We start from the raw sequence: 25,881 nt of genomic DNA, 5'->3' as shown, positions 1-25,881 counted from the left end.
GACGCGTCGTCCCGAGCCTGAGGGGAACATGATGCCGCTTTCCGAGCAAGAGCAGCGCCTGCTGGAGGAGATGGAGCGAAGCCTCTATCACAACGACGCAGACTTCGTGGCGACCGTCAGCGGCCGCCGCAGCAGACCGAACTACACGATGGTCGTCGTGGGGGTGCTCGTCATCGTCCTGGGCATCGCCGCCCTGGCCGCGGGCGTCATCACGAAGCTGGCCATCATCGGCGTCCTCGGCTTCGCCGTCATGATCGTCGGTGCCCTCCTCATCTTCAGCCCCCGCGGCGGATCGTCGGAGTCGGTGCCTCCGGCCGGCACGCCCGGCGCAGCGCGTCGCCCCGCGGCCAAGGGCGGCTCGTCCTCCTTCATGGACCGCGTCAACGAGCGCTGGGAGAAGCGCCAGGGCGGTCAGGACTGACCACCCCCTGAGCGGAGGTCCTCCACCTCCCTCCACCCGACCCGAAGGGGCCGGTCCCGAACACGGGGCCGGCCCCTTCTTCCGTCCTCCGAGCCCTCCACCGGGCTCCCCGACGCCCCCAATCGCGCCCGCACCTGCGCCCGGGGGCGTCGTCGTGCTCGCGCGGCGCGCCGTGGCAGCATCCGTCCTCCACATCCCTCCCCGCTCCGGAACCCGCTGGATCAGGGGAATGCGCGGTCGTACATCGGACATTCACGCGCGCCTCCTAGCGGTGGGTGGAGGGCTGTGGAGTAAAGTGGAGCAAGTCCTGAACCACGGCCGGAGAGACAGGGGGTGTCGGTGTGTTCCTCGGCACCCATTCGCCTCGTCTCGACGACAAGGGGCGGCTCATCCTCCCCGCGAAGTTCCGCGACGAGCTCGAGGGCGGCGTCGTGATGACGCGCGGGCAGGACCGCTGCATCTACGTGTTCACGACGCGCGAGTTCGAGGAGCTGCACGACCGCATGCGGCAGGCGCCCCTCGCCAGCAAGCAGGCGCGCGACTACATGCGCGTCTTCCTGTCCGGGGCGAACGCAGAGACGCCGGACAAGCAGCACCGCATCACCATCCCGCAGGCGCTCCGCACCTACGCGGGCCTCGACCGCGAGCTCGCGGTCATCGGCGCGGGCAGCCGGGTCGAGATCTGGGACGCGGCCACGTGGGACGAGTACCTCACCGCCAACGAGAGCGCGTTCGCCGACACCGCGGAGGAGGTGATCCCCGGCCTGTTCTGACCCCGGCCCCTGACTCCCAGCCGTCCGACGCCCTGCCGCACTTCCCCGGTGGCAGGTCGGGACGGATGGGGATCAGGAGCCGCGGACGGGACATCGGGATGCCATGGCACTCGACGACATCCACACCCCGGTGCTCCTGGAGCGCTGCCTCGAGCTCCTCGCCCCCGCCCTGCGGGAGGACGGCGCCGTGCTCGTCGACGCCACCCTCGGGATGGCCGGCCACTCCGAGGCGTTCCTCGACGCGCTCCCCGGGCTGCGGCTCGTGGGCCTCGACCGCGATCCGGACGCCCTCGCCATCGCGGGGGAGCGGCTCGCGCGCTTCGGCGACCGGGTCGACCTCGTCCACACCGTCTACGACGGGATCGGGCGCGCGCTCGACGGCCTCGGCATCGGCGAGGTGCAGGGCGTCTTCTTCGACCTCGGGGTCTCCTCGCTGCAGCTCGACCGGGTGGAGCGCGGCTTCTCGTACTCGCAGGACGCCCCGCTCGACATGCGCATGGACGGCACCGCCGGCCTGACGGCCGCGCAGGTGGTCGCCGAGTACGACGAGCTCGAGCTCCGCCGCATCTTCTACGACTACGGCGAGGAGAAGCTCGCCCCGCGCTACGCGAGCCGGATCGTGCAGGCGCGCGAGGTGGAGCCGATCACGACCTCGGCGCGGCTGGTGGAGATCATCCAGCAGGCGACGCCGGCAGCCGTGCAGCGGGCCGGGCATCCGGCGAAGCGCGTCTTCCAGGCGCTGCGCATCGAGGTCAACCAGGAGCTCAGCGTCCTCGCCCGCGCGATGCCCGCCGCGATCGACCGGCTGGCCGTGGGCGGCCGGGTGGTCGTCGAGTCGTACCAGTCGCTCGAGGACCGCATCGTGAAGCGCGAGCTGCGCGCGCGGTCGACGAGCACCGCTCCCGTCGGCCTGCCGGTGGAGCTGCCCGAGCACCGTCCCGAGCTGAAGCTCCTGGTCCGCGGAGCCGAGCTCGCGGACCAGGACGAGATCGCCCGCAACCCCCGCGCCGCATCCGTCCGGTTGCGCGCCGCCGAACGAGCCAGGAGGCGACACGCATGACCGATGCAGCACGCGCGACCGCGCGTCCCCGGATCCGGCCGTCCGCCGAGCCCGCGACCCGCCACATCGAGGTGGTCGCCACGCGCGGCCAGCGTCGCGCCCGTCCGCGCACCGTCTACGCCCTGATCGTGGTCGGCGGCCTCTTCGTCCTCCTGCTCGCGCAGCTCCTGCTCTCCATCGGGCTGTCCGACGGCGCCTACGCCATCCAGTCGCTCCAGCAGCAGCAGAAGGAGCTCGACCGCACGCACCAGGCGCTCACCGAGGACGTCGACCGGCTCTCGTCGCCGCAGAACCTCGCGCGCAACGCGCAGGCGCTCGGCATGGTAGCGAGCGCGTCGCCCTCCTTCCTCTCGCTCGACGGCAGCATCCAGGGCACGCCGCAGGCCAAGGACGGCGCGACGACGGCCCTCACCGCGGACAGCCTCATCGGCAACTCGCTGCTCGCGGGCGTGCCGCTGACCGTCGACGCCGATCCCACGAAGCGCGCCGCGGCGGTCCAGGCCGCGACCTCGCCGGACGCGGGCGCCGCCGTGGACCCCGGCTCCGCCATCCCCGGATCGGCGGAGGCCGCAGGCGGGGTGACCGCCGGGACCCCGAGCGCGCCTCCCGCCTCCGGCGCGGCCTCCGGGCTAGCGTCGGCCACGGCGATCCCGACCCCGCAGACCCGATGACCGCGGTCCCCCTCGGGGGGACGCGACACCCGCACGACGACGCTCCGACGGAGCACAGCACCGCACCGCAGGCACCGAGAGGAACCACCGAGTGAGCACGATCTCGAACCGACGGCGCATCGCCTTCTCCCTCATCGCGATCCTCGCGGTCATCGGGGTGTTCGTGGTCAAGCTCATCGACATCCAGGTGGTCCAGGCCACCGAGCTCAACGAGGCCGCCCTCGGCAAGCGGGCCATCGAGCAGCCCCTGCCCGGCGTCCGCGGCAGCATCTACGACGCCGAGGGCAACGTCCTCGCCAGCAGCGTGCTGCGCTACGACGTGACGATGGACCCGTCCAAGGCCGGCGACTTCAGCCGCACGGTGACGGGCGCGGACGGGAAGCCGGCCAAGGAGACCGTGACCCTCGCCCAGGCGGAGGGCGAGCTCGCCGGGATCACCGGGCAGAAGCCCGAGGAGATCCACGCGATGATCACGGGCGCCCTCGCGAAGGACCCCAAGTCCCTCTTCGGCTACGTGACCAAGGGCCTCGACGTCGACGCCTACCTCAAGGTGCGCGACCTCAAGATCCCGTGGATCTACTTCCAGGCCGTGTCGAGCCGCACGTACCCGAACGGGCAGATCGCCGGCAGCATCCTCGGCTACATCGCGGGTGACGGCACGATCAAGGCGGGCCTCGAGCAGGAGTACGACAGCTGCCTGGCCGCGCAGGACGGATCGCAGACCTACGAGCGCGGCGCCGACGGCGTCGCCATCGCGGGCAGCACGGTCACGCAGAAGCCGGCCGTCAACGGCAGCGACGTGATGACGAACATCGACACCGACCTCGAGTACTTCGCGCAGACCGCGGTGGCCGAGCAGGCCGTGAAGGTCGGCGCCGACTACGGGCACGCGACGATCGTCGAGGTGAAGACGGGCAAGGTGCTGGCGGTGGCCGAGTACCCGTCGGTCGACCCCAACGACGTGTCCGCCACGAAGCCGATCGACCGCGGGAGCCGGGCGTTCAGCCTGCCCTTCGAGCCCGGATCCACGCTCAAGTCCGTGACCGCGGCGGCGCTCCTCGACTCCGGGAAGGCCGACGCGGGCACGCACGTGGTGGCGCCCTACACGTTCACCCGTCCCAACGTGAACCTCAGCGACAGCTACGTGCACCCCGACCTCCACTTCACGCTCGCGGGCGTGCTGATGGACTCGTCGAACACGGGCATCTCGGCGCTCGGCGAGCGACTCCCGGCGTCCGACCGCTACGACTACCTCAAGGCCTTCGGCGTCGGCGAGAAGACGGCCATCGACTTCCCCGGCGAGAGCAGCGGCCTCGTGCGCCCGTGGCAGCAGTGGGACCCGCAGACCAACTACGCGACCATGTTCGGGCAGGGCCTCACGACGACGGCGCTCCAGGTCGCGAGCATCTACCAGACCATCGGCAACCACGGCGTGAAGCTGCCGCTGTCGCTCGTGTCCGGCTGCAAGCAGGCCGACGGCACCGTGACGCACCAGCCGTCGACCGAGGGGACCCAGGTCGTCTCGCCCCAGGCCGCCGACTCCACGGTCAACATGCTCGAGACGGTCGTCACCGACGGCCACCTCTCGAAGGACCTGACGATCCCGGGCTACCGGGTCGCCGCGAAGTCCGGCACGGCGCAGGTCGCCGAGGCCGACGGCAAGTACGGCAAGAACTACCTGGTGTCGATCGCGGGCCTCGCGCCGGCGGAGGACCCCCAGTACGTCGTGTCGATCAGCCTGGCCAATCCGGATACCATGAAGTCCTCGGCGGCCGCGGCCCCGGTCTTCCAGAAGATCATGTCCCAGGTCCTGAAGACCTACCGGGTGCCCCCCTCCACCGTGCCGTCCCCGAACCTCCCGACGACCTACTGAGAGATGAGGGCGATGACCTCCCCTGCCACCCCCGCCCTCCGCCCCGAGCATCCCGTCGCACGGTCGCTGTCCGGCCTCGTGAGCGACTTCGCGCTCGACGTCGTCGGCGACGTGGACGACGTGGAGGTCACCGGCGTCACGCTGTCGACCGACGACGTGCAGCCGGGCGACCTGTACGTCGGCCTCCGCGGCGCGCGCGCCCACGGCGCACGCTTCGCGTCGGCGGCGGCGGCCAGCGGCGCGGTCGCGGTCCTCACGGACCCCGACGGCCTGGCCGACGCGCAGGGCTCGGGGCTCCCCGTGATCCTCACCCCCGACCCGCGGGCGGCGCTCGGCGACATCGCGGCGTGGGTCCACCGCTCGGCGGAGGACCCGGCGACGCTGTACGGCGTCACGGGCACGAACGGCAAGACGAGCGTCGTCTACCTGCTCGACGGCCTGCTCCGCCAGCTCGGCGTCGTGACCGGCCTCACCTCCACCGCCGAGCGCCGGATCGGCGAGGAGAGCATCACGAGCCGCCTCACCACGCCCGAGGCGAGCGAGCTGCACGCGCTCCTCGCGCGCATGCGCGAGGCCGAGGTGCGCGCCGTGACGATCGAGGTCTCGGCCCAGGCGCTGTCGCGCCACCGGGTGGACGGGCTCGTGTTCGACGTGGCCGCCTTCATCAACCTCAGCCACGACCACCTCGACGACTACGCGGACTTCGAGGAGTACTTCGACGCGAAGGCCGCCTTCTTCGACCCCGACCGCGCGCGCCGCGGCGTCGTCTCGCTCGACACGGAGTGGGGCCAGCGCATCGTCGACGGCTCCCGCATCCCGATCACCACGATCTCGTCGAAGCCCGGCGTCGACGCGGACTGGACCGTGACGGTCCTCGAGCAGACGCCCGACTCCACCGGCTTCCGCCTCGAGGGCCCCGACAACCGCGTGCTCGTCTCGCGCGTGCCCGTGCCCGGGTGGTTCATGGCCGCGAACGCCGGCCTCGCCATCGTCATGCTCGTCGAGTCGGGCTACGACCTCGACGCGGTCGCCCACGTGCTCGACCGCGACGGCGGCATCCGCGCCTACATCCCCGGCCGCGCCGAGCGCGTGTCCGGCGAGAGCGGCCCCCTCTTCTTCGTGGACTACGGCCACACGCCCGACGCGTTCGAGCAGACGCTGCAGGCGCTGCGGCCGTTCACGCCCGGGAGGCTCGTGATGGTGTTCGGCGCCGACGGCGACCGGGACACCACGAAGCGCGCCGAGATGGGCGCGATCGCCGCCCGCCTGGCCGACGTGGTGGTCATCACCGACTACCACCCGCGCTACGAGGACCCGGCGTCGATCCGGGCCTCGCTCATCGCGGGCGCGCGGGCGGCCGTGCCCGACCGCGAGATCCACGAGGTGCCCGACCCCGCCACCGCGATCCGCACCGCGGTGTCGCTGGTCGGCGAGGGGGACACCATCCTCGTCGCCGGACCCGGGCACGAGGACTACCACGAGGTGGCCGGGCGCAAGATCCCGTTCTCCGCCCGTGACGACGCGCGCGCGGCCCTCCGCGACGCAGGCTGGAGCTGACATGATCGCCCTCACCCTCGCCGAGATCGCCGAGGCGGTCGACGGCCGCCTCCTGCTGCGCGGCGACGCCACCCCGCAGACCGTCGTGGACGGCGCGGTCGACACCGACAGCCGCCTCATCGCGCCCGGCGGGATCTTCGTCGCCAAGCCCGGCGAGGAGACCGACGGGCACCTCTTCGCGCCGCAGGCCGTCGAGGCGGGCGCCGCGCTGCTGCTCGTCGAGCGCGAGCTCGACCTGCCCGTACCCCAGGTGCTCGTCCCCGACGTGGTCGACGCGCTCGGCGTGCTCGCCCACGAGGTCGTCGCCCGCGTGCGCGCGCTCGGCGGCCTGCGCATGGTCGCGGTCACCGGATCCAACGGCAAGACCACCACGAAGAACCTGCTGCACGCGATCCTCGAGACGCAGGGCGAGACCGTGTCGCCCGTCGCGTCGTTCAACAACGAGGTCGGCGCGCCGCTCACGATGCTCAAGGTCACGCGGACCACGCGGTTCCTCGTCGCCGAGATGGGCGCGAGCGGGCCCGGCGAGATCACGCGGCTCGTGCGCATGGCGAAGCCCGACGTGGGCATCGTCCTCACGGTGGGCCTCGCGCACGCGGGCGGCTTCGGCGGCATCGAGCAGACCCTCCGCACCAAGACCGAGATGGTCCAGGACCTCCTGCCCGAGGACACGGCCGTGCTCAACGCGGACGACCCGCGCGTGTCCTCCATGAGCGACAAGACCGAGGCGCCCGTGCTGTGGTTCGGGCGGGACGCGCGGGCCGCGGTGCGGGCGACCGACATCGTCGCCTCGGCGGCCGGCACGACCTTCACGCTGCACCTGCCCGACGGATCCACGCGGCCGGTGTCCTTCCGCGTGCTCGGCGAGCACCACGTCACGAACGCGCTGGCCGCGGCGGCGGGCGCGTGGGCGCTCGGCGTCGACGGCGACTCCATCGTCTCGGCGCTGCAGACCGTGCAGCGCGCCGAGCGCTGGCGGATGGAGGTGCTCGGCGGCAACGGCGTCACCGTCATCAACGACGCCTACAACGCGAGCCCCGACTCCATGGCCGCGGCGCTGCGCACCCTCGCGCAGATCCGCGGTCCGGAGCAGCGCACGGTCGCGGTCCTCGGCGAGATGAGCGAGCTCGGCGAGTTCTCCGAGGAGGAGCACGATCGCGTGGGCCTCCTCGCCGTGCGGCTCAACATCGGCCAGCTCGTCGTCGTCGGACGCGCCGCACGCCGCCTCCACCTCGAGGCCATCGCCCAGGGCTCGTGGGACGGCGAGTCGATCTTCGCCGAGGACGTGGACGAGGCCCGCGAGGTGCTCGACCGCATCCTCCGCGACGGCGACCTCGTGCTCGTCAAGTCGTCGAACTCCGCCGGGCTCCGCTTCCTCGGCGACGAGCTGGGGGAGAAGCACGCGTGGTAGCCCTCCTCGGCGCGGGCGCCATCTCGCTCGTCTTCACGCTGTTCCTGACGCCCCTGTTCATCAAGCTGTTCCACCGGCTGCAGTGGGGCCAGTTCATCCGCGACGACGGTCCGCAGTCGCACCACACCAAGCGCGGCACGGCCACCATGGGCGGCATCGTCATCATCCTGGCGAGCGTCATCGGCTACTTCGTCGGGCACCTGCTCACGTGGGACGGGGTCCGGTTCGACCCCGTGACGCCGTCGGGCCTGCTGGTCGTCTTCATGATGGTGGGCCTCGGCTTCGTCGGGTTCCTCGACGACTACCTGAAGACGCGCAAGCAGCAGTCCCTCGGGCTCGGTGGCTGGCAGAAGATCGCCGGCCAGGTGCTCGTCGCGGCCGTGTTCGCCGTCCTGGCCATCACGCTCCGCGACCCCGTGTCGGGCCTCACGCCGGCGTCGACCGCCATCAGTCTCTTCCGCGACCTGCCGCTCGACTTCATGGCGCTCGGCGCGGTCATCGGCACGGCGCTGTTCATCGTCTGGATCTGCCTCATCGTCGCGAGCACCTCGAACGGCGTGAACGTGGCCGACGGCCTCGACGGCCTGGCCGCGGGCGCGTCGATCTTCTCGATCGGCTCCTACGTCATCATCGGCTTCTGGCAGTTCAACCAGTCCTGCGACAGCGTCTCCAGCTACCAGAACGAGTACCGCTGCTACGAGGTGGCGAGCCCGCTCGACCTCGCGATCATCGCGGCCTCCATCGTCGGCGCCCTCATCGGCTTCCTGTGGTGGAACACCTCGCCCGCGCAGATCTTCATGGGCGACACCGGCTCCCTCGGCCTCGGCGGCGCCCTCGCGGCCCTCGCCGTCCTCAGCCGCACGGAGCTGCTGCTCGTCTTCATCGGCGGCCTGTTCGTGATCGTCGCGGGCTCGGTGATCCTGCAGCGCATCTACTTCAAGCTCACGCACGGCAAGCGGATCTTCCTCATGAGCCCGCTCCACCACCACTTCGAGCTCAAGGGGTGGGCGGAGGTCACGGTCGTCGTGCGCTTCTGGATCATCGCCGGCCTGCTGGTCGCGGCCGGCGTCGGCACCTTCTACCTGGAATGGATCACGCAGTAGAGATGACGGACGCTCCCCTCGGCGACGACGCGACGCTCGCGCGCCCCGACTCCCTGCACAGCTGGCACGACGACTGGACCGGCCTCCGCGTCGCCGTCCTCGGCCTCGGCCGCACGGGGTTCTCGGTCGCGGACACCCTCGTGGAGCTCGGCGCGGACGTGCTCGTCGTCGCGTCCGACGCGTCGCCCGAGCGCCTGACGCTGCTCGAGGTCATCGGCGGGCGCCTCGTCCGGCCGACCGAGGAGTCGCCCGTGCCCGCGGGGCTCGTGGACTTCGCGCCCGAGCTCGTCGTCGTCTCGCCCGGCTACGCGCCGACGCACCCGCTCCCCGCGTGGGCGGTCGATGCGGGCATCCCGCTGTGGGGCGACATCGAGCTGGCCTGGCGCGTGCGGGACAAGACGGGCACGCCGGCCGAGTGGATCACCATCACCGGCACCAACGGCAAGACCACCACCACGCAGCTCACGGCAGCGCTCCTGCAGGAGGGCGGCGTGCGCGCGGTCCCGTGCGGCAACATCGGCCTGCCCGTGCTCGACGTGGTGCGGCACCCCGACGGCTTCGACGTGCTCGTCGTCGAGCTGTCCAGCCACCAGCTGCACTACATGCGCGAGGTGCGGCCGTACTCCAGCGCGTTCCTCAACCTGGCCGACGACCACCTCGAGTGGCACGGGTCCCGGCGGGCGTACGCGGCGGCCAAGGGCCGGATCTACGCGGACACACGCGTGGCCTGCGTCTACAACCGCGCCGACCGCGCCACCGAGGACGCGCTCCGCGACGCCGACGTGCAGGACGGCGCGCGCGCCATCGGCTTCGGCCTCGACGCGCCCGGCCCGAGCGACCTCGGCATCGTCGACGGGATCCTCTGCGACCGCGCGTTCCTCGAGGAGCGCTTCACGAGCGCGCTGGAGCTGACGACGCTCGACGAGCTGCGCGCGGTCGGGCTCGCCGCGCCGCACATCGTGCAGAACATCCTGGCCGCGGCCGCGCTCGCCCGGTCCTACGGCGTCTCGCCGGCGGTCGTGCGCCAGGCGCTCCAGCGGTTCGAGCTCGACAGCCACCGCATCGAGCGCATCGGGGAGCGCGACGGCGTCGCGTTCGTCGACGACTCCAAGGCCACGAACCCGCACGCCGCGTCCGCGTCCCTCGCCGCGTTCCCCTCGGTCGTCTGGGTCGTCGGGGGGCTGCTCAAGGGCGTCGAGCTCGACGAGCTGATCCGCTCCCACGCCGCCCGCGTCCGGGCTGCCGTGGTCATCGGCGCCGAGCGCGCCGAGGTGCTCGCGGCATTCGCGCGACACGCGCCCGACGTGACGGTCCTCGAGGTGGCCGAGAGCGACACTGAGGAGGTCATGCGGACCGCGGTGCGGCTCGCGGCGGGCGTGGCAGAGCAGGGCGACACGGTCCTGTTGGCCCCGGCGGCGGCATCCATGGACCAATTCACCGACTACGCCGATCGCGGGCGCCGATTCCGCGCCGCGGTCGACCACCACCTGGGAGGTGCGGCGGATGACACTGCCCCCGAGAACGACGCGGACCGGCCGCGCGGCTGACGCGCCGGGCCCCCGCGGCCCGCGCACCCCGTCCGCGCCCGTCGAGGACGCGCAGGAGGGCACGCAGCGCCGCGGGCTCGCCGCCCGGATCAGCCTCGGCCGCGCCTTCCACGCGGAGAGCGGCTCCTACTTCCTCCTGCTCGGCACGACCCTCTTCCTCGTGGTCTTCGGCCTGGTGATGGTGCTGTCGTCGTCGAGCATCGACTCGTTCGTCGCGGGCGGCGGGTTCTTCGGCATCTTCCTCAAGCAGGGCATGTTCGCGCTCATCGGCGTCCCGCTCATGCTGCTCGTCTCGCTCGTGCCGCCCATGTTCTGGAAGCGCTGGGCGTGGGTCCTGCTGCTGGCCGCGTGCGGCGTGCAGCTGCTCGTGTTCGGCCCCATGGGCGTGAAGGTCGGCGAGAACATCGGCTGGATCCGCATCGCCGGCACGACGTTCCAGCCCGCCGAGCTCATCAAGGTGGGGCTCGTCATCTGGCTGGGCTTCATCCTCTCGAGGAAGCGCCACCTGCTGCGCACGTGGCCGCACATCCTCATCCCCGTGCTCCCCGTCGCGGGCGGCGCCGTGGGCCTCGTGGCGCTCGGCGGCGACCTCGGGACGGTCATCATCATGGCGAGCATCGTGCTCGGCGCCCTGTTCTTCGCGGGGATCCCGATGGGCAAGCTCACGCTCATGCTCACGATCGGCTCCGTGCTCGCGGTGCTCATGACCGTCATCAGCGACAGCCGCATGCGCCGCGTCACCGAGTTCCTCACCGGGCAGTGCGACTACGCGGGCGGCTGCTGGCAGTCCACGCACGGCCTCTACGCGCTGGCCGCGGGCGGCGTCTTCGGCGTGGGCCTCGGCAACTCCAAGGCCAAGTGGATGTGGCTGCCCGAGGCCGACAACGACTACATCTTCGCCATCATCGGCGAGGAGCTCGGCCTCATCGGCGCCATCGTCGTCATCCTCCTGTTCGTGGTGCTCGCCATCGGCTTCATCCGCGTGATCCGCGCCAACACCGACACCTTCGCCCGCGTCGCGACGGGCGCCGTCATGACCTGGATCATCGTGCAGGCCTTCGTGAACATCGCCGTGGTGCTCAACCTGCTCCCGGTGCTCGGGGTGCCCTTGCCGTTCGTGTCGTCGGGAGGGTCGTCGCTCGTCACGACGCTCGTCGCGATGGGCATCGTGCTCGGCTTCGCGCGGAAGCCCACGACCGAGGAGTCGCCGGACGTCATCCCGGCCGTGATCGGCATGCGCTCGTGACGGTCTACCTGCTCGCCGGCGGCGGCACCGCGGGGCACGTCAACCCGCTGCTCGCGGTCGCCGACGAGCTGCGCGCGCGCGAGCCGGAGTCCACGATCCTCGTCCTCGGCACGCGCGAGGGCCTCGAGGCGCGCCTCGTCCCGGCCCGCGGCTACGAGCTGCTCACCATCGCGCGCCTGCCGTTCCCGCGCCGCCCGAATCGCGCGGCCGTCGCGTTCGCGCCGGCGTTCGCGCGGGCGGTCAGCCAGATCCGCCGCATGATCGCCGAGCGGGGGATCGACGTGGTCGTCGGCTTCGGCGGCTACGCGGCCGCGCCCGCCTACCTCGCCGCACGACGTTCGCGCGTGCCGGTCGTCGTGCACGAGGCCAACGCGTCGCCCGGCCTCGCCAACCGCCTCGGCGCGCGCGTCGCCGCCTCGGTCGGCATCACGTTCCCCGGCACGGCCCTCGGGCCGCGCGCGCGGGTGGTCGGCATGCCGCTCCGCCGCGAGATCGCGACCCTCGACCGCGATGCCGTCCGCGCCGACGCGCGCGCCGAGCTCGGCCTCGACGCCGACCGGCCGACGCTCCTCGTGACCGGCGGATCCACAGGCGCCCGCAGCCTCAACCGCACGGTCGTGCAGGTGGCCGAGCGCATCACCGCGACGGGTGCGCAGATCCTGCACATCGTCGGCGGCGCGCAGGAGTTCACCGACCCGGGCGTCGAGCGGTACCACGTGGTCGGGTACTCCGACCGGATGGAGCTCGCCATCGCCGCGGCCGACCTCGTCGTCTCCCGGGCGGGCGCCGGCGCGCTCTCGGAGCTCACGGCCGTGGGCCTCCCCGCGGTCTACGTCCCGTACCCGGTCGGCAACGGCGAGCAGGCCGTCAACGTCCGCGGCGTCGTCGCGGCCGGGGGCGGCATCGTCGTGGCGGACGCCGACTTCACGCCCGACTGGGTGCTCGCGCACGTGCTCCCGCTCCTGTCCGACCCGGCCGCGCTCGCGCGCATGTCCGCGGCCGCCGCGTCCGTGGGCGGCCGCGACGGCGCCGCCCGCATGGCCGACCTCGTGCGCGACGCGGTCGCCGCACGCCCGTCCCGGCCCGCCGCCCGGCGCTGACCGCGCCGCCCGCCCGCTTCCCACCTCCCGAGGAGACCGCACGTGATCGCACCCGACCTGACCATGGACATCCCGACCGAGCTCGGCCGCGTCCACTTCGTGGGCATCGGCGGGTCCGGCATGAGCGGCATCGCGCGCCTGTTCCTCGCCGCGGGCCACCGCGTCACCGGATCCGACTCGCGAGACTCCGACGCCGTCCAGGCGCTCCGGGAGCTCGGCGCCGAGATCCACGTCGGCCACGACGCGGCCCACGTGGGCGACGCCGAGGCGCTCGTCGTCACGGGCGCGCTCTGGCAGGACAACCCCGAGTACGTGCTCGCGAAGGAGCGGGGCCTCCCGATCCTGCACCGCTCGCAGGCGCTCGCCTGGCTCATCAGCGGCCAGCGCCTCGTCGCGGTCGCGGGCGCGCACGGGAAGACCACGTCCACCGGCATGATCGTCACCGCGCTGCTCGAGGCCGGGCGCGACCCGTCGTTCGTGAACGGCGGCGTGATCGGCGGGCTCGGCGTCTCCAGCGCCCCCGGATCCGAGGAGCTGTTCGTCGTCGAGGCCGACGAGTCCGACGGCTCCTTCCTCCTCTACGACACGGCCGTGGCGCTCATCACCAACGTCGACGCCGACCACCTCGACCACTACGGCTCGCACGAGGCCTTCGACGACGCCTTCGTGCGCTTCGCGTCGGCCGCGTCCGAGCTCGTCGTGATCTCGAGCGACGACCCCGGCGCCCGCCGCGTCACCGCGCGCATCGAGGGCCGCATCGTCACGTTCGGCGAGGACCCGGCCGCCGACGTCCGCATCTCCGACATCGTCACCGACGGCCCCGTCGCCTTCACGCTCACCCACGACGGCGTCTCCCGACGTGCCGCGCTCCGCGTGCCCGGTCGGCACAACGCGATCAACGCGGCCGGCGCGTACGCCGTCCTCGTGGGCCTCGGCGTGGATCCCGACGACGCGATCGCGGGCCTCGCCGGGTTCTCCGGCACCGGCCGCCGCTTCGAGCTGCACGCGGAGGTCCGCGGCGTGAGCGTCTACGACGACTACGCGCACCATCCGACCGAGGTGCGCGCCGCCCTCTCCGCCGCGCGGACGGTCGTCGGATCCGGCCGCATCATCGCCGTGCACCAGCCGCACCTGTACAGCCGCACGCAGCTCATGGCGGGCGACTTCGCGCGCGTCTACGAGGAGCTCGCCGACCACACGGTCGTGCTCGACGTGTTCGGCGCGCGCGAGGACCCGATCCCCGGCGTCACGGGCGCGCTCGTGTCGGAGCGATTCGCCGACGCCGGCCGCGTCGACTACCTGCCCGACTGGCAGGACGCGGCCGACCGCGTCGCGGAGATCGCGCGCGACGGCGACCTCGTCGTGACCCTCAGCTGCGGCGACGTGTACCGGATCATCCCGCAGGTGGTCGACGCGCTGGCGCGCCCGGCCCAGCCCGCGGCGACCCCCCGGCCGCGCGAGTGAAGCGGCCCGAGGGCTTCGACCGGCCCCGGGTCCCGCGCCGGCCCGCGCCCGCGGACGGCGCCGAGGCCCCGGCGTCGCGACGACGCGGATCCCGGCCGGCGTCCCCGCCCGCATCCGCCTCCGCGACCGAGCGACCCGCGACCGACCCGGCGCGCCCCGCTCCGCAGGCCCCGCAGCGTCCGCCCGCGCAGCGACCCGCCGCACCGCGCCCCGTCGTCCCGCGCCCCGTCGCGCCGCCCGCGGCACCCCGGACCGGCACGGCCCCCGGCGTCGGCACGGCCTCCGGCACCGGGACGCCCGCCCGCACGGGCGGGACGCCGCCCGCGGCCGACCGGCCCCGCGCCGCATGGCGGGACGACGACGAACCGGACACCGAGCCGATCGTCCTGCCGCACCTCGCGCAGGCGCCCGTCACCGCCCCTCCCGCCCCGAGCACCGGGCGGGAGCCGACGGCGTCCCGCGCGGGCGGCATCGCCGGCCGCCTCGGCCGCCGGGCGCGCGGCGCCGCGCAGGCCGCCGGATCCACGGCCGCGAAGCCGCTCCGCCGCCGCACGCACGCGGAGGGCGACGCCGAGCCGACGCCCCGCGCGCACCGGCCCGCGCGTCCCGCCAGCGCGACCACCGGCGACGCCGAGGCCCGCCGTCAGCTGCGCCGCGCCCGCCGCGAGCGCCAGCGCTACGAGCGCCAGGAGGTGCGCCGGTTCACGCAGCGCACGCGCCGCCGCCGCGCCGGCCTCCTCGGCGCGCTCGGCGCGTTCCTCGTCCTCGCGATCGTCGTCGGCATCGCCGTCTACTCGCCGCTCCTCGCCCTGCGCACCGTCGAGGTCGAGGGCGCGGACCGCGTCTCGCCCGACAGCATCCAGGCCGCCCTCGCCGACCAGGTCGGCACGCCCCTCCCGCTCGTCGACCTCGGCCGCGTGGGCGACGAGCTGCGCGCCTTCCCGCTCATCCGCAGCTACAGCACGGAGAGCCGGCCGCCCTCCACCCTCGTGATCCGCATCGTCGAGCGCACGCCCGTCGCCGTGATCCAGTCGGGAGCGGGCTTCGACCTCGTGGACCCCGCGGGCGTCACCATCGAGCGCGCCACGGCGCGTCCGGACGGCTACCCCCTCGTCGACCTGCCGAGCGCCGACCTCTCCAGCCCGCGCTTCCGGGCCGCGACGGCGGTGCTCGTCGCGCTGCCCGCGGACTTCCTGCCGCAGGTCGACGGCATCCAGGCCAACACGACCGACGACGTGATGCTCACCCTCCGCAGCGGCAAGAAGGTGCTGTGGGGGAGCGGGGAGCGCTCGGCCGAGAAGGCACAGGTGCTGCAGGCGCTCGTGAAGGCCCGCGGCGACGTCGGCTCCTACGACGTCTCGGCGCCCGACGCGCCCGTCGCGGGCCCATGATCCGCCGGGTGTGACGACACGCGGCGCGCCGGTCGCCGCACCCGCCCGACGCCCCCTAACGTCGGGATCAGGAAATGCATACTGAGTAAACTCTAAGCCTCCACCGGAGGTCGAAGGTTCTAGCGGAGGCCCGTCGTGTCGAACAACCAGAACTACCTCGCCGTCATCAAGGTCGTCGGCATCGGCGGTGGCGGCGTCAACGCCGTCAACCGCATGATCGAGCTCGGTCTGCGGGGCGTGGAGTTCATCGCGATCAACACCGACGCGCAGGCCCTGCTCATGAGCGACGCGGACGTCAAGCTCGACGTCGGCCGCGAGATCACCCGCGGCCTCGGCGCCGGCGCCGACCCCGAGGTCGGCCGTCGCGCCGCCGAGGACCACGCGGAGGAGATCGAGGAGGCCCTCGCGGGCGCCGACATGGTCTTCGTCACCGCGGGCGAGGGCGGCGGCACCGGCACCGGCGGCGCGCCCGTCGTGGCCCGCATCGCGAAGTCGATCGGCGCGCTCACCATCGGCGTCGTCACGAAGCCGTTCGGCTTCGAGGGGAAGCGCCGCTCGGCCCAGGCCGAGCTCGGCGTCGCGACGCTGAAGAACGAGGTCGACACGCTCATCGTCGTGCCGAACGACCGCCTGCTCGAGATCAGCGACCGCGGCATCAGCATGCTCGAGGCCTTCGCGACCGCCGACCAGGTGCTCCTCGCGGGCGTCCAGGGCATCACGGACCTCATCACGACCCCCGGCCTCATCAACCTCGACTTCGCCGACGTGAAGTCCGTGATGCAGGGCGCCGGATCCGCGCTCATGGGCATCGGCTCCTCCCGCGGCGCCGACCGGTCGATCAAGGCGGCCGAGCTCGCGGTGGCGTCGCCGCTGCTGGAGGCCAGCATCGAGGGCGCCCACGGCGTGCTCCTCTCCATCCAGGGCGGATCGAACCTCGGCATCTTCGAGATCAACGACGCGGCCAAGCTCGTGCAGGAGGCCGTGCACCCCGAGGCGAACATCATCTTCGGCGCGGTCATCGACGACACCCTCGGCGACGAGGTGCGCGTCACCGTCATCGCCGCGGGCTTCGACGGCGGCGAGCCGTCGGCCAAGGTCGAGAACCGCCGCAGCGGCTTCGTCGCCGCCGGCGGGGGAGCCGTCGCCACCCCGGAGGCCGTCGAGTCCGCGCCGTCGCGTCCGCAGGCCGAGGCGCCCGTCGCGGCCGTCCCGGCGAGCGACCCGACGTTCGAGGACGACGGCGACGACCTGGACATCCCCGACTTCCTGAAGTGAGCGACGCCCCGCTGACCGGCGGCGCGCACGCGTCGGACGCCCACCCCGACGAGGCCCACCCCGGCCTCGCCGAGCGGTGGGCGTCCGTGCGCGCGCAGGTGGCCGACGCGATCCTCGAGGCGGACCGCGACCCGGGCGAGGTGACCACGATCGTCGTCACGAAGTTCCAGCCCGTGTCGCTCCTCCGCGAGCTCGTCGACCTCGGCGTGCGCGACCTGGGGGAGAGCAGGCACCAGGAGGCGCAGGGCAAGGCCGCCGAGCTCGCGGGGCGCGGCGTCGCCTGGCACTTCGTCGGGCAGCTCCAGGGCAAGAAGGCGCGCCAGGTGCGCCGCTACGCCTCCGTGATCCACTCCGTCGACCGGCCCTCGCTCGTGGACGCGCTGGCGTCCGAGGACGAGGAGACGCGCGTCTTCCTCCAGGTCAACCTCACCGACGATCCGGCCCGCGGCGGCGTGCCACCAGCCGAGGCCGAGGCCCTCGCGGAGCACGCGGCGGCCGCCGCCGGCATCCGCGTCCTCGGCGTCATGGCGGTCGCGCCCGACGACGGGGAGCCCCGCCGGGCGTTCGCCCGCCTGCGCGCCATCTCGGACGACGTGCGGCGCATCCTGCCCGACGCCCGGGCGATCTCGGCCGGCATGTCCGGCGACCTGCGCGAGGCGCTGCTCGAGGGCGCGACACACCTTCGGATCGGGTCGGCAATCACGGGAAAGCGACCCGACCGCCCTTAATGTCGGAGGTGCGGTCCGGTTCGTCAGGCCGAAACGGAAAGAGGAATGATGGCCAACCCACTTCGCAAGACCATGGTGTACCTGGGACTCGCCGACGAGGAGCTCGACTACCCGCAGCAGCCCGCGCAGCAGCAGTCGCCCGTGCAGGCCGTCCCCGCGCCGGCGCCCGCCCCCCAGCAGCGCGAGCAGCAGCAGGCGAAGCGCGCCCCCGTGACCCCCCTGCACAAGCCCTCGACCACCACAAGGAATGCGGCGCCGGCTGAAATGAACGAGATCCTCACCGTCCACCCCAAGGCCTACAAGGACGCGCAGGTCATCGCCGAGAACTTCCGCGAGGGCGTCCCGGTCATCATCAACCTGTCGCAGATGACGGACGACGACGCGCGCCGCCTCATCGACTTCGCGAGCGGCCTCTCCATCGGCCTCTACGGCAAGATCGAGCGCGTCACGAGCAAGGTCTTCCTGCTCTCGCCCTCGCACGTCGCCGTGTCCGGCGAGCAGTCGGCCACCGAGGCCGAGGTCGAGGCCTCCTTCTTCGGACGCTGATCCACGCGGACCGCTGAGATGGCGGGCGTCGACGGGAGCTCCCATCGACGCCCGCCATACTTGTCTCCGTGATCATCGTCTCCCTCGTCGCCACCGTCGTGTGGTTCGCCCTCCTGGCGTTCATCATCTGCATGTGGGGCCGGTTCGTCCTCGACCTCGTGCAGTCCCTCTCCCGGGAGTGGCGCCCGCGCGGCGCGATGCTCATCGTGGCCGAGGCGTCGTACACGGTCACCGACCCGCCCATCGGGTTCGTGCGCCGGCTCATCCCGCCGCTGCGCCTCGGGCCGGTCGCGCTCGACTTCGGCTGGATGATCACGATGCTGGTCGCCATCATCCTCTTCAACGTCGCGCGCGGCTTCATCGCCTAGGCGCCGCTCCTCCGTCCGCGGATCGCGGCCCGAGTCCCCGGACCCGGGCGTTCCGCTGGTAGCGTTGAAGCGCACGTTGTCCCGAATCCCCGTCCGCGCCCGCGGACCCCGCTCTACGCACAAAAGAGGTGGCAGGCCATGGCTCTCACTCCTGAAGACGTCGTCAACAAGCGTTTCCAGCCGACCAAGTTCCGCGAGGGATACGACCAGGACGAGGTGGACGACTTCCTCGACGAGGTGGTCGTCGAGCTGCGTCGCCTCCACCAGGAGAACGAGGAGCTGCGCCAGCGCCTCTCCCCGGGCGAGTCCGCCCCCGCCGCGACCACCGCGATCGAGACCCCCGCTCCCGCGCCCGCCTCGGTCGAGCAGGCGCCCGTCGTCGTCGAGCCGGAGCCCACCCCCGAGCCCGAGCCGGCCCCCGTGGTCGCCCAGGCGCCCGCCGCCCCGGCCACCGAGGACGACGAGACCTCGAGCACGAGCAGCCTGCTCAAGCTCGCCCGCAAGCTGCACGAGGAGCACGTCCGCGAGGGCGTCGAGAAGCGCGACGCGCTCGTCGCCGAGGCGCACGCCACCGCCGCGCGCATCGCCGCCGAGGCCGAGGCCGAGCAGCGCTCCAAGACCGCTGTGCTCGAGAAGGAGCGCCAGGTCCTCGAGGGCCGCATCGACGAGCTCCGCACCTTCGAGCGCGAGTACCGCACGAAGCTCAAGGGCTACATCGAGGGCCAGCTCCGCGAGCTGGACTCCGCCGGATCGACCGAGGCGCCGGCCACCGCCTCGTTCCCCGGCTACTCGGGCAACTAGCACCCGCACCACCCGCGCGCCCGACGGCGACGCGGGACCCGGCTCCCACGAGCCACGAGGGTCCCGCGTCGCCGTCGTCGTTCGCGCGGCCCGTCATCCCCCGCACCGGAAGAGGCACCACCGATGGAGCACCGCAGCATCCCCGTCCCCGACGGCCTCGACGGGCAGCGCGTCGACGCGGGCCTCGCGCGCCTCCTCGGCTTCTCCCGGAGCTTCGCGGCCGAGGTCGCGGAGGCCGGCGGCGTCACGCAGGACGGCCGCGAGGCCGGCAAGTCCGACCGGCTCGTCGGCGGGTCGATGCTCGCCGTCAGCTGGCAGCCCAAGCAGGAGCCGTCGGTCGTCCCGCTCGCGGTGCCCGACCTCGGCATCGTGCACGACGACGACGACATCGTGGTGGTCGACAAGCCCGTCGGCGTCGCGGCGCACCCGAGCGTCGGCTGGACCGGCCCCACCGTCCTCGGCGCCCTCGCCGCCGCCGGGTTCCGCCTCAGCACCTCCGGCGCGGAGGAGCGGCAGGGCATCGTGCACCGGCTCGACGCGGGCACGAGCGGGCTCATGGTCGTCGCCAAGACGGAGCGCGCGTACACCGAGCTCAAGCGCCAGTTCCACGACCGCGAGGTCGAGAAGGTGTACCACGCGGTTGTCCAGGGGCATCCGGATCCGCTGGCCGGCACCATCGACGCGCCCATCGGCCGCCACCCGAGGAGCGACTGGAAGTTCGCGGTCACCGCGGACGGCAAGGCGTCCGTCACCCACTACGAGACGCTCGAGGCGTTCCGCCGCGCGGCCCTGCTCGAGGTGCACCTGGAGACGGGCCGCACCCACCAGATCCGCGTGCACATGGCCGCGCAGCGCCACCCCTGCGTGGGCGACGCGATGTACGGCGCCGACCCCGTCCTGTCGGGGCAGCTGGGCCTCGGGCGGCAGTGGCTGCACGCGATGCGGCTGGAGGTCACGCACCCCGGCACGGGCGACCGCGCGTCGTTCTCGAGCACGTACCCGGCCGACCTGCAGCACGCCCTCGAGGTCCTCCGCGACTGACGCCCGACACGCCCGAGGCACCTCCGGGGGCCTGCCTATGATGGCTCCACCGCCGACCCATGAGTAGAAGAGACCCGTGCCCCGCAACGACTCGTTCGTCCACCTCCACGTCCACAGCGAGTACTCGATGCTCGACGGGGCGGCCCGCGTCGGTCCGCTCGTGCAGGCCGCCGCGGAGCAGGAGATGCCCGCCGTGGCCATCACGGACCACGGCAACGTGTTCGGCGCGTTCGACTTCTGGAAGCAGGCGAAGGCCGCCGGCGTGAAGCCCATCATCGGCACCGAGGCGTACATCACGCCGGGCACGCACCGCGGGGACCGCACGCGCGTGCGGTGGGGCGACGGCGGCCGGGACGACGTCTCCGGATCCGGCGCCTACACGCACCTCACGATGCTCGCCGAGACCACGGAGGGCATGCACAACCTCTTCCGGCTGTCGTCGCGCGCCTCCCTCGAGGGCTACTACTTCAAGCCCCGCATGGACCGCGAGCTCCTCAGCACCTACGCGAAGGGCCTCATCGCCACCACCGGCTGCCCGTCGGGCGAGGTCCAGACCCGCCTCCGCCTCGGCCAGTACGACGAGGCCGTCAAGGCCGCGAGCGACTACCGCGACATCTTCGGGGCGGGCAACTACTTCTGCGAGATCATGGACCACGGGCTCGGCATCGAGCGCCGGATCATGAGCGACCTCCTCCGCCTCGCGAAGGACCTCGACCTGCCGCTCGTCGCCACGAACGACCTGCACTACACGCACGAGCACGACGCGACCAGCCACGCCGCGCTCCTGTGCGTGCAGTCCGGCACCACGCTCGACGACCCGAACCGCTTCAAGTTCGACGCCGACGAGTTCTACCTCAAGACCGCGCAGCAGATGCGCCACCTCTTCCGCGACCACGAGGAGGCGTGCGACAACACGCTGCTCATCGCGGAGCGCTGCGACGTGCAGTTCAACGAGTCCGCGAACTACATGCCGCGCTACCCCGTCCCCGAGGGCGAGAGCGAGCAGACCTGGTTCGTCAAGGAGGTCGAGCGCGGCCTCGTCCGGCGCTACCCGCGCGGCTTCTCGGACGACGTGCGCAAGCGCGCCGACTACGAGGTCGGCGTCATCGCGCAGATGGGCTTCCCGGGCTACTTCCTCGTCGTCGCGGACTTCATCGGCTGGTCGAAGGAGAACGGGATCCGCGTGGGCCCCGGCCGCGGATCGGGCGCCGGGTCGATGGTCGCCTACGCGATGGGCATCACCGACCTCGACCCCCTGGAGCACGGCCTCCTCTTCGAGCGGTTCCTCAACCCCGACCGCGTCTCCATGCCCGACTTCGACGTCGACTTCGACGACCGTCGCCGCGGCGAGGTCATCCGGTACGTGACCGACAAGTACGGCGACGAGCGCGTCGCGCAGATCGTCACCTACGGCACCATCAAGGCCAAGCAGGCGCTCAAGGACTCCAGCCGCGTGCTCGGCTACCCCTTCTCCATGGGCGACAAGCTCACGAAGGCCATGCCGCCCGCGATCATGGGCAAGGACATCCCGCTGTCCGGCATCCTCGACACCGACCACCCGCGCTACCGCGAGGCGGGCGACTTCCGCGAGGTGCTCGCGATGGACCCGGAGGCGCAGAAGGTCTTCGAGACGGCGCAGGGCATCGAGAACCTCAAGCGCCAGTGGGGCGTGCACGCGGCCGGCGTCATCATGTCGAGCGAGCCGCTCATCGACATCATCCCGATCATGAAGCGGGAGCAGGACGGCCAGATCGTCACGCAGTTCGACTACCCCGCGTGCGAGTCGCTCGGCCTCATCAAGATGGACTTCCTGGGGCTGCGCAACCTCACGATCATCGACGACGCGCTCAACAACATCGAGTCCAACCGCGGCGAGAAGCTCGTGCTCGAGGACCTCGGCCTCGACGACCAGGGCGCGTACGACCTGCTGGCCCGCGGCGACACGCTCGGCGTCTTCCAGCTCGACGGCGGGCCCATGCGCTCGCTGCTGCGCATGATGAAGCCCGACAACTTCGAGGACATCTCGGCCGTCATCGCGCTCTACCGCCCGGGCCCCATGGGCGCGAATTCGCACACGAACTACGCGCTGCGGAAGAACGGGCTGCAGGAGATCACCCCGATCCACCCGGAGCTCGAGGAGCCGCTCCGCGAGGTGCTCGGCACCACGCACGGCCTCATCGTGTACCAGGAGCAGGTCATGTCGGTGGCGCAGAAGCTCGCGGGCTTCACGCTCGCGCAGGCCGACCTCCTCCGCCGCGCGATGGGCAAGAAGAAGAAGTCGGAGCTCGACAAGCAGTTCGCCGGCTTCTCGCAGGGCATGATCGACAACGGCTACTCGATGGCCGCGGTCAAGGCGCTCTGGGACATCCTGCTGCCGTTCTCCGACTACGCCTTCAACAAGGCGCACTCGGCGGCCTACGGCGTCGTCTCCTACTGGACCGCGTACCTCAAGGCGCACTACCCGGCCGAGTACATGGCCGCGCTCCTCACGAGCGTCGGCGACTCCAAGGACAAGATGGCGCTGTACCTCAACGAGTGCCGCCGCATGGGGATCAAGGTGCTGCCGCCGGACGTCAACGAGTCCATCGGGTTCTTCGCGGCCGCCGGCGCCGACATCCGCTTCGGGCTGGGCGCCGTGCGCAACGTCGGCGCGAACGTGGTCGAGGCGCTCCGCGGCGCCCGCACCGAGCAGGGCGCGTTCGAGTCGTTCGACGACTTCCTCAAGAAGGTGCCGCTGCCGGTCGCCAACAAGCGCACGGTGGAGTCGCTCATCAAGGCCGGCGCCTTCGACTCGCTGGGCGACACCCGCCGGGCCCTCCTCGAGGTGCACGAGGGCATGATCGACGCGAGCGTGAGCGACAAGCGCGCCGCCATGAACGGCCAGGTCGGCTTCGACTTCGACAGCCTCTGGGACGAACCGCAGCACGCGCGCAAGGTGCCCGAGCGGCCGGAGTGGGCGAAGCGCGACAAGCTCGCGTTCGAGCGCGAGATGCTCGGGCTCTACGTCTCCGACCACCCGCTCGCCGGGCTCGAGATCCCGCTGGCGAAGCTCGCCTCGACGGGCATCGCCGAGCTGCTGGCGACCGACGCGTCGATGGACGGCGAGACGGTGACGCTGGCGGGGCTCCTCACGAGCGTGCAGCACCGCACGGCGCGGAACTCCGGCAACCAGTACGGCATGGTGCAGCTCGAGGACTTCGGCGGCGAGATCACCTGCATGTTCATGGGCAAGGCGTACCAGGAGTTCGCGCCGGCGCTGCAGGGCGACACCGTGGTGGTCATCCGCGGGCGCGTCTCCACGCGCGACGACGGCATGAACATCCACGCGTTCTCGATGTTCCAGCCCGACCTCGGGCAGAGCCTCGGCTCGGGGCCGCTGCTCATCAGCCTGGCGGAGAACCGCGCCACGACCGAGACGGTCATGGGCCTCAACGACGTGCTGATCCGGCACTCGGGCGACACCGAGGTGCGGCTCCAGCTGGTGAAGGGCGACAACGGGCGCGTCTTCGAGATCCCGTACCCGGTCACGGTGAGCGCCGACCTCTACGGGGAGCTCAAGTCGCTGCTCGGCCCCAACTGCCTGGGCTGATACGAGAGGCCGGCGCCTCGGCGCCCGCAGCTCAGGCGTCGGCGCCGGGGCGCAGGTAGCGGCGCGCGTGGTAGACGAGCGGCTCGTCGTCGACGCCCGCGCCGCCGTCCTCGATGCGCACGATCACGACGATGGCGTCGTGGACGTGCACCCGCTCCACGATGCGGGCGACGAGGAGGGCGGTGCCGCCGGCGAGCACGGGCAGGCCGTGGGGGCCGGGGGACCAGTGGTCGCCCGCGAAGCGCTCGGACGCCGGACCGCTGAGGCGCTCGGCGAGGTGCCGGTCGCGGGCGCCCAGCACGTGGATCGCGACGTGGTCGGCGACGGCCAGGGCGGCGGCGCTGGAAGCGGTGCGGGCGAGGCTGAAGCTGGCGAGCGGGGGATCCGCCGACACGGAGGCGAGCGACGTGGCGGTGAAGCCGACCGGGGATCCGTGGGCGTCGCGCGCCGTGACGACCGCGACGCCGGCGGCGTGCCGTCGGAACGCGGCGCGGAAGGCGGCCTGGCCCGGGGCCTCGGAGAGCGTGGTGGCGGGGTGCGCGTCCATGCCTGCAGACGCTAGCCGCCGGATCCGGCCGGCGCCCGCTCGGTAGACTTCCGGAGTCATGATGCGCATCCAGGACCTCCGCGGCACCACGCCCAGCACCGCCGACCTGCTCGACCTCCTCCCGCGTCCCGTCACCGACGTCGCCGTCGCGCTCGACGTGGCGCGCGAGCTCGTCGAGGACGTGCGGACGCGGGGGAGCGCCGCGCTCCTCGACCAGGCGGAGCGGCTCGACCGGGTGCGCCCAGGCGCCATCCGCGTGCCGGCGGCGGACATCGCCGCGGCCGTCGACGGCCTCGACCCCGACGTGCGCGCCGCGCTCGAGGAGGCCATCCGCCGCGTGCGCCTCGGCTCCGCCGCGCAGGTCCCGCCCGAGACCACGACCACGGTCGTCCCCGGCGGCACGATCGTCCAGCGCTGGCAGCCCGTCCGCCGCGTGGGCCTCTACGTCCCCGGCGGCAAAGCCGTCTACCCGTCGAGCGTCGTGATGAACGTCGTCGCGGCGCAGGTCGCGGGCGTCGGGAGCATCGCGCTCGCCTCGCCCGCGCAGGCCGCGCACGGCGGATCCGTGCACCCCGTCATCCTCGGCGCCGCCGGCCTCCTCGGGGTCGACGAGGTCTACGCCATGGGCGGCGCGGGGGCGATCGGCGCCTTCGCGCACGGCGTCGCGGACCTCGGGCTCGAGCCCGTCGACGTCGTCACCGGACCCGGCAACATCTACGTCGCCGCCGCCAAGCGCGTCGTCCGCGGCGTCACGGGCATCGACTCGGAGGCCGGCACCACCGAGATCCTCGTCATCGCGGACGCGTCCGCGGATGCCCGGCTCGTCGCCGCCGACCTCGTGAGCCAGGCCGAGCACGACGAGATGGCCGCGTCCGTCCTCGTCACCGACTCGCCGGAGCTCGCCCGCGCGGTCGACGCCGAGGTCGCGGCGCTGGCCGCGACCACCGGACACTCGGCCCGCGTCGGCCAGGCGCTCACCGGCCCGCAGTCGGCCATCCTCGTGGTCGACGACCTCGCCACGGCCGCCCGCTACAGCGACGCCTACGGCCCGGAGCACCTCTCCGTGCAGACCGCGGACCCCGACGCGCTGCTCGCCCACCTGCACAGCGCCGGCGCGATCTTCCTCGGCCCGCACGCGCCCGTGAGCCTCGGCGACTACCTCGCCGGATCCAACCACGTGCTCCCCACGGGCGGCCAGGCGCGCTTCGGGTCGGGCCTCGGCGCGTACACGTTCCTCCGCCCGCAGCAGGTCGTGCGCTACGACGCGGACGCGCTGCGCCAGGCGGAGCCGATGATCGTCGCGCTGAGCCGCGCCGAGGACCTCCCGGCGCACGGCGACGCGGTGACGGCCCGCCTCCGGGGCTGACGT

The 25,881-nt window shown here is 72.7% G+C and carries 22 protein-coding genes; 21 read left to right on the top strand and 1 reads right to left on the bottom strand.

Going from position 1 to position 25,881, the window contains the following annotated elements:
- Positions 1-28: 28 nt before the first annotated feature.
- The 20 genes from FGG90_RS05610 to dnaE all read left to right on the top strand — a co-directional run bounded on the left by FGG90_RS05610 (position 29) and on the right by dnaE (position 23,965).
- A complete protein-coding gene (locus tag FGG90_RS05610) occupies positions 29-421 on the top strand; it encodes a DUF3040 domain-containing protein (RefSeq protein ID WP_094129453.1) in 393 nt (130 codons plus the stop codon).
- Between the two features lie 341 nt (positions 422-762).
- Positions 763-1,194: a division/cell wall cluster transcriptional repressor MraZ gene (mraZ, locus tag FGG90_RS05605; protein WP_063072125.1), complete on the top strand. Its 432-nt coding sequence runs from the start codon at positions 763-765 to the stop codon at positions 1,192-1,194.
- Between the two features lie 103 nt (positions 1,195-1,297).
- A complete protein-coding gene (gene rsmH / locus FGG90_RS05600) occupies positions 1,298-2,254 on the top strand; it encodes a 16S rRNA (cytosine(1402)-N(4))-methyltransferase RsmH (protein WP_094129456.1) in 957 nt (318 codons plus the stop codon).
- Entirely contained in the window at positions 2,251-2,925 is a 675-nt protein-coding gene (gene ftsL / locus FGG90_RS05595; protein WP_094129459.1) for a cell division protein FtsL, read from the top strand. The genes rsmH and ftsL overlap by 4 nt, the downstream gene beginning before the upstream one ends.
- Before the next feature lie 91 nt (positions 2,926-3,016).
- On the top strand, positions 3,017-4,798 hold the full coding sequence (locus tag FGG90_RS05590; RefSeq protein ID WP_094129462.1) for a peptidoglycan D,D-transpeptidase FtsI family protein: 1,782 nt from the start codon (positions 3,017-3,019) through the stop codon (positions 4,796-4,798).
- A 12-nt stretch (positions 4,799-4,810) separates the two neighbouring features.
- The gene (locus tag FGG90_RS05585; RefSeq protein ID WP_094129465.1) at positions 4,811-6,355 is read left to right on the top strand and encodes a Mur ligase family protein; all 1,545 of its coding nucleotides are present in this window, start codon (positions 4,811-4,813) and stop codon (positions 6,353-6,355) included.
- 1 nt (position 6,356) lies between these two features.
- Positions 6,357-7,766, top strand: coding sequence for a UDP-N-acetylmuramoyl-tripeptide--D-alanyl-D-alanine ligase (locus tag FGG90_RS05580; protein ID WP_094129468.1), 1,410 nt, complete (start codon positions 6,357-6,359; stop codon positions 7,764-7,766).
- The gene (gene mraY, locus FGG90_RS05575; protein WP_094129471.1) at positions 7,760-8,869 is read left to right on the top strand and encodes a phospho-N-acetylmuramoyl-pentapeptide-transferase; all 1,110 of its coding nucleotides are present in this window, start codon (positions 7,760-7,762) and stop codon (positions 8,867-8,869) included. Before FGG90_RS05580 ends, mraY begins: the two co-directional genes overlap by 7 nt.
- 2 nt (positions 8,870-8,871) lie before the next feature.
- Complete coding sequence (gene murD, locus FGG90_RS05570) at positions 8,872-10,416, top strand: UDP-N-acetylmuramoyl-L-alanine--D-glutamate ligase (RefSeq protein ID WP_094129474.1); 1,545 nt, start codon at positions 8,872-8,874, stop codon at positions 10,414-10,416.
- Positions 10,373-11,662 carry a putative lipid II flippase FtsW gene (gene ftsW / locus FGG90_RS05565; protein WP_094129478.1) on the top strand — a complete coding sequence of 430 codons (1,290 nt, stop codon included), beginning with the start codon at positions 10,373-10,375 and terminating at the stop codon, positions 11,660-11,662. The genes murD and ftsW overlap by 44 nt, the downstream gene beginning before the upstream one ends.
- Positions 11,659-12,762 (top strand): undecaprenyldiphospho-muramoylpentapeptide beta-N-acetylglucosaminyltransferase, encoded by a 1,104-nt coding sequence (gene murG, locus FGG90_RS05560; protein ID WP_094129481.1) that lies wholly within the window; start codon positions 11,659-11,661, stop codon positions 12,760-12,762. Before ftsW ends, murG begins: the two co-directional genes overlap by 4 nt.
- 42 nt (positions 12,763-12,804) lie before the next feature.
- Positions 12,805-14,226 (top strand): UDP-N-acetylmuramate--L-alanine ligase, encoded by a 1,422-nt coding sequence (gene murC, locus FGG90_RS05555; RefSeq protein ID WP_094129484.1) that lies wholly within the window; start codon positions 12,805-12,807, stop codon positions 14,224-14,226.
- Positions 14,223-15,617, top strand: a complete 1,395-nt coding sequence (locus FGG90_RS05550) for a cell division protein FtsQ/DivIB (RefSeq protein ID WP_272930233.1) — start codon at positions 14,223-14,225, stop codon at positions 15,615-15,617. The genes murC and FGG90_RS05550 overlap by 4 nt, the downstream gene beginning before the upstream one ends.
- Positions 15,618-15,752: 135 nt before the next feature.
- A complete protein-coding gene (ftsZ, locus tag FGG90_RS05545) occupies positions 15,753-16,892 on the top strand; it encodes a cell division protein FtsZ (RefSeq protein ID WP_094129487.1) in 1,140 nt (379 codons plus the stop codon).
- On the top strand, positions 16,889-17,620 hold the full coding sequence (locus FGG90_RS05540) for a YggS family pyridoxal phosphate-dependent enzyme (RefSeq protein ID WP_094129490.1): 732 nt from the start codon (positions 16,889-16,891) through the stop codon (positions 17,618-17,620). Before ftsZ ends, FGG90_RS05540 begins: the two co-directional genes overlap by 4 nt.
- A 48-nt stretch (positions 17,621-17,668) precedes the next feature.
- Complete coding sequence (locus FGG90_RS05535) at positions 17,669-18,166, top strand: cell division protein SepF (protein WP_094131483.1); 498 nt, start codon at positions 17,669-17,671, stop codon at positions 18,164-18,166.
- A gap of 68 nt (positions 18,167-18,234) precedes the next feature.
- Positions 18,235-18,534, top strand: coding sequence for a YggT family protein (locus tag FGG90_RS05530; protein WP_094129493.1), 300 nt, complete (start codon positions 18,235-18,237; stop codon positions 18,532-18,534).
- Positions 18,535-18,672: 138 nt separating this feature from the next.
- Positions 18,673-19,335, top strand: coding sequence for a DivIVA domain-containing protein (locus FGG90_RS05525; protein ID WP_094129496.1), 663 nt, complete (start codon positions 18,673-18,675; stop codon positions 19,333-19,335).
- A 123-nt stretch (positions 19,336-19,458) separates the two neighbouring features.
- Positions 19,459-20,376: an RluA family pseudouridine synthase gene (locus FGG90_RS05520; RefSeq protein WP_094129499.1), complete on the top strand. Its 918-nt coding sequence runs from the start codon at positions 19,459-19,461 to the stop codon at positions 20,374-20,376.
- 127 nt (positions 20,377-20,503) lie between these two features.
- Positions 20,504-23,965 (top strand): DNA polymerase III subunit alpha, encoded by a 3,462-nt coding sequence (dnaE, locus tag FGG90_RS05515; RefSeq protein ID WP_250890990.1) that lies wholly within the window; start codon positions 20,504-20,506, stop codon positions 23,963-23,965.
- A gap of 31 nt (positions 23,966-23,996) precedes the next feature.
- Here dnaE and FGG90_RS05510 read toward each other — a convergent pair whose 3' ends face one another.
- The gene (locus FGG90_RS05510; RefSeq protein WP_094129505.1) at positions 23,997-24,512 is read right to left on the bottom strand and encodes a flavin reductase family protein; all 516 of its coding nucleotides are present in this window, start codon (positions 24,510-24,512) and stop codon (positions 23,997-23,999) included.
- A gap of 61 nt (positions 24,513-24,573) precedes the next feature.
- On the opposite strand from FGG90_RS05510, the gene hisD reads away from it, so the two are divergent.
- The gene (gene hisD / locus FGG90_RS05505) at positions 24,574-25,878 is read left to right on the top strand and encodes a histidinol dehydrogenase (RefSeq protein WP_210433103.1); all 1,305 of its coding nucleotides are present in this window, start codon (positions 24,574-24,576) and stop codon (positions 25,876-25,878) included.
- Positions 25,879-25,881 lie beyond the last annotated feature (3 nt).

It is taken from the genome of Clavibacter michiganensis subsp. tessellarius (assembly GCF_021922985.1).
GTDB lineage: Bacteria > Actinomycetota > Actinomycetes > Actinomycetales > Microbacteriaceae > Clavibacter > Clavibacter tessellarius.
This window is presented reverse-complemented; position numbering and strand designations above follow the sequence as displayed.

Bases quoted from the DNA above. Each gene is read 5' to 3' on its own strand.
- FGG90_RS05610 (WP_094129453.1), top strand. From the start codon at position 29: ATGATGCCGCTTTCCGAGCAAGAGCAGCGCCTGCTGGAGGAGATGGAG.
- rsmH (WP_094129456.1), top strand. From the start codon at position 1,298: ATGGCACTCGACGACATCCACACCCCGGTGCTCCTGGAGCGCTGCCTC.
- ftsL (WP_094129459.1), top strand. From the start codon at position 2,251: ATGACCGATGCAGCACGCGCGACCGCGCGTCCCCGGATCCGGCCGTCC.
- FGG90_RS05585 (WP_094129465.1), top strand. From the start codon at position 4,811: ATGACCTCCCCTGCCACCCCCGCCCTCCGCCCCGAGCATCCCGTCGCA.
- FGG90_RS05580 (WP_094129468.1), top strand. From the start codon at position 6,357: ATGATCGCCCTCACCCTCGCCGAGATCGCCGAGGCGGTCGACGGCCGC.
- murD (WP_094129474.1), top strand. From the start codon at position 8,872: ATGACGGACGCTCCCCTCGGCGACGACGCGACGCTCGCGCGCCCCGAC.
- ftsW (WP_094129478.1), top strand. From the start codon at position 10,373: ATGACACTGCCCCCGAGAACGACGCGGACCGGCCGCGCGGCTGACGCG.
- FGG90_RS05535 (WP_094131483.1), top strand. From the start codon at position 17,669: ATGGCCAACCCACTTCGCAAGACCATGGTGTACCTGGGACTCGCCGAC.
- FGG90_RS05525 (WP_094129496.1), top strand. From the start codon at position 18,673: ATGGCTCTCACTCCTGAAGACGTCGTCAACAAGCGTTTCCAGCCGACC.
- FGG90_RS05520 (WP_094129499.1), top strand. From the start codon at position 19,459: ATGGAGCACCGCAGCATCCCCGTCCCCGACGGCCTCGACGGGCAGCGC.
- dnaE (WP_250890990.1), top strand. From the start codon at position 20,504: ATGCTCGACGGGGCGGCCCGCGTCGGTCCGCTCGTGCAGGCCGCCGCG.
- FGG90_RS05510 (WP_094129505.1), bottom strand. From the start codon at position 24,512: ATGGACGCGCACCCCGCCACCACGCTCTCCGAGGCCCCGGGCCAGGCC.
- hisD (WP_210433103.1), top strand. From the start codon at position 24,574: ATGCGCATCCAGGACCTCCGCGGCACCACGCCCAGCACCGCCGACCTG.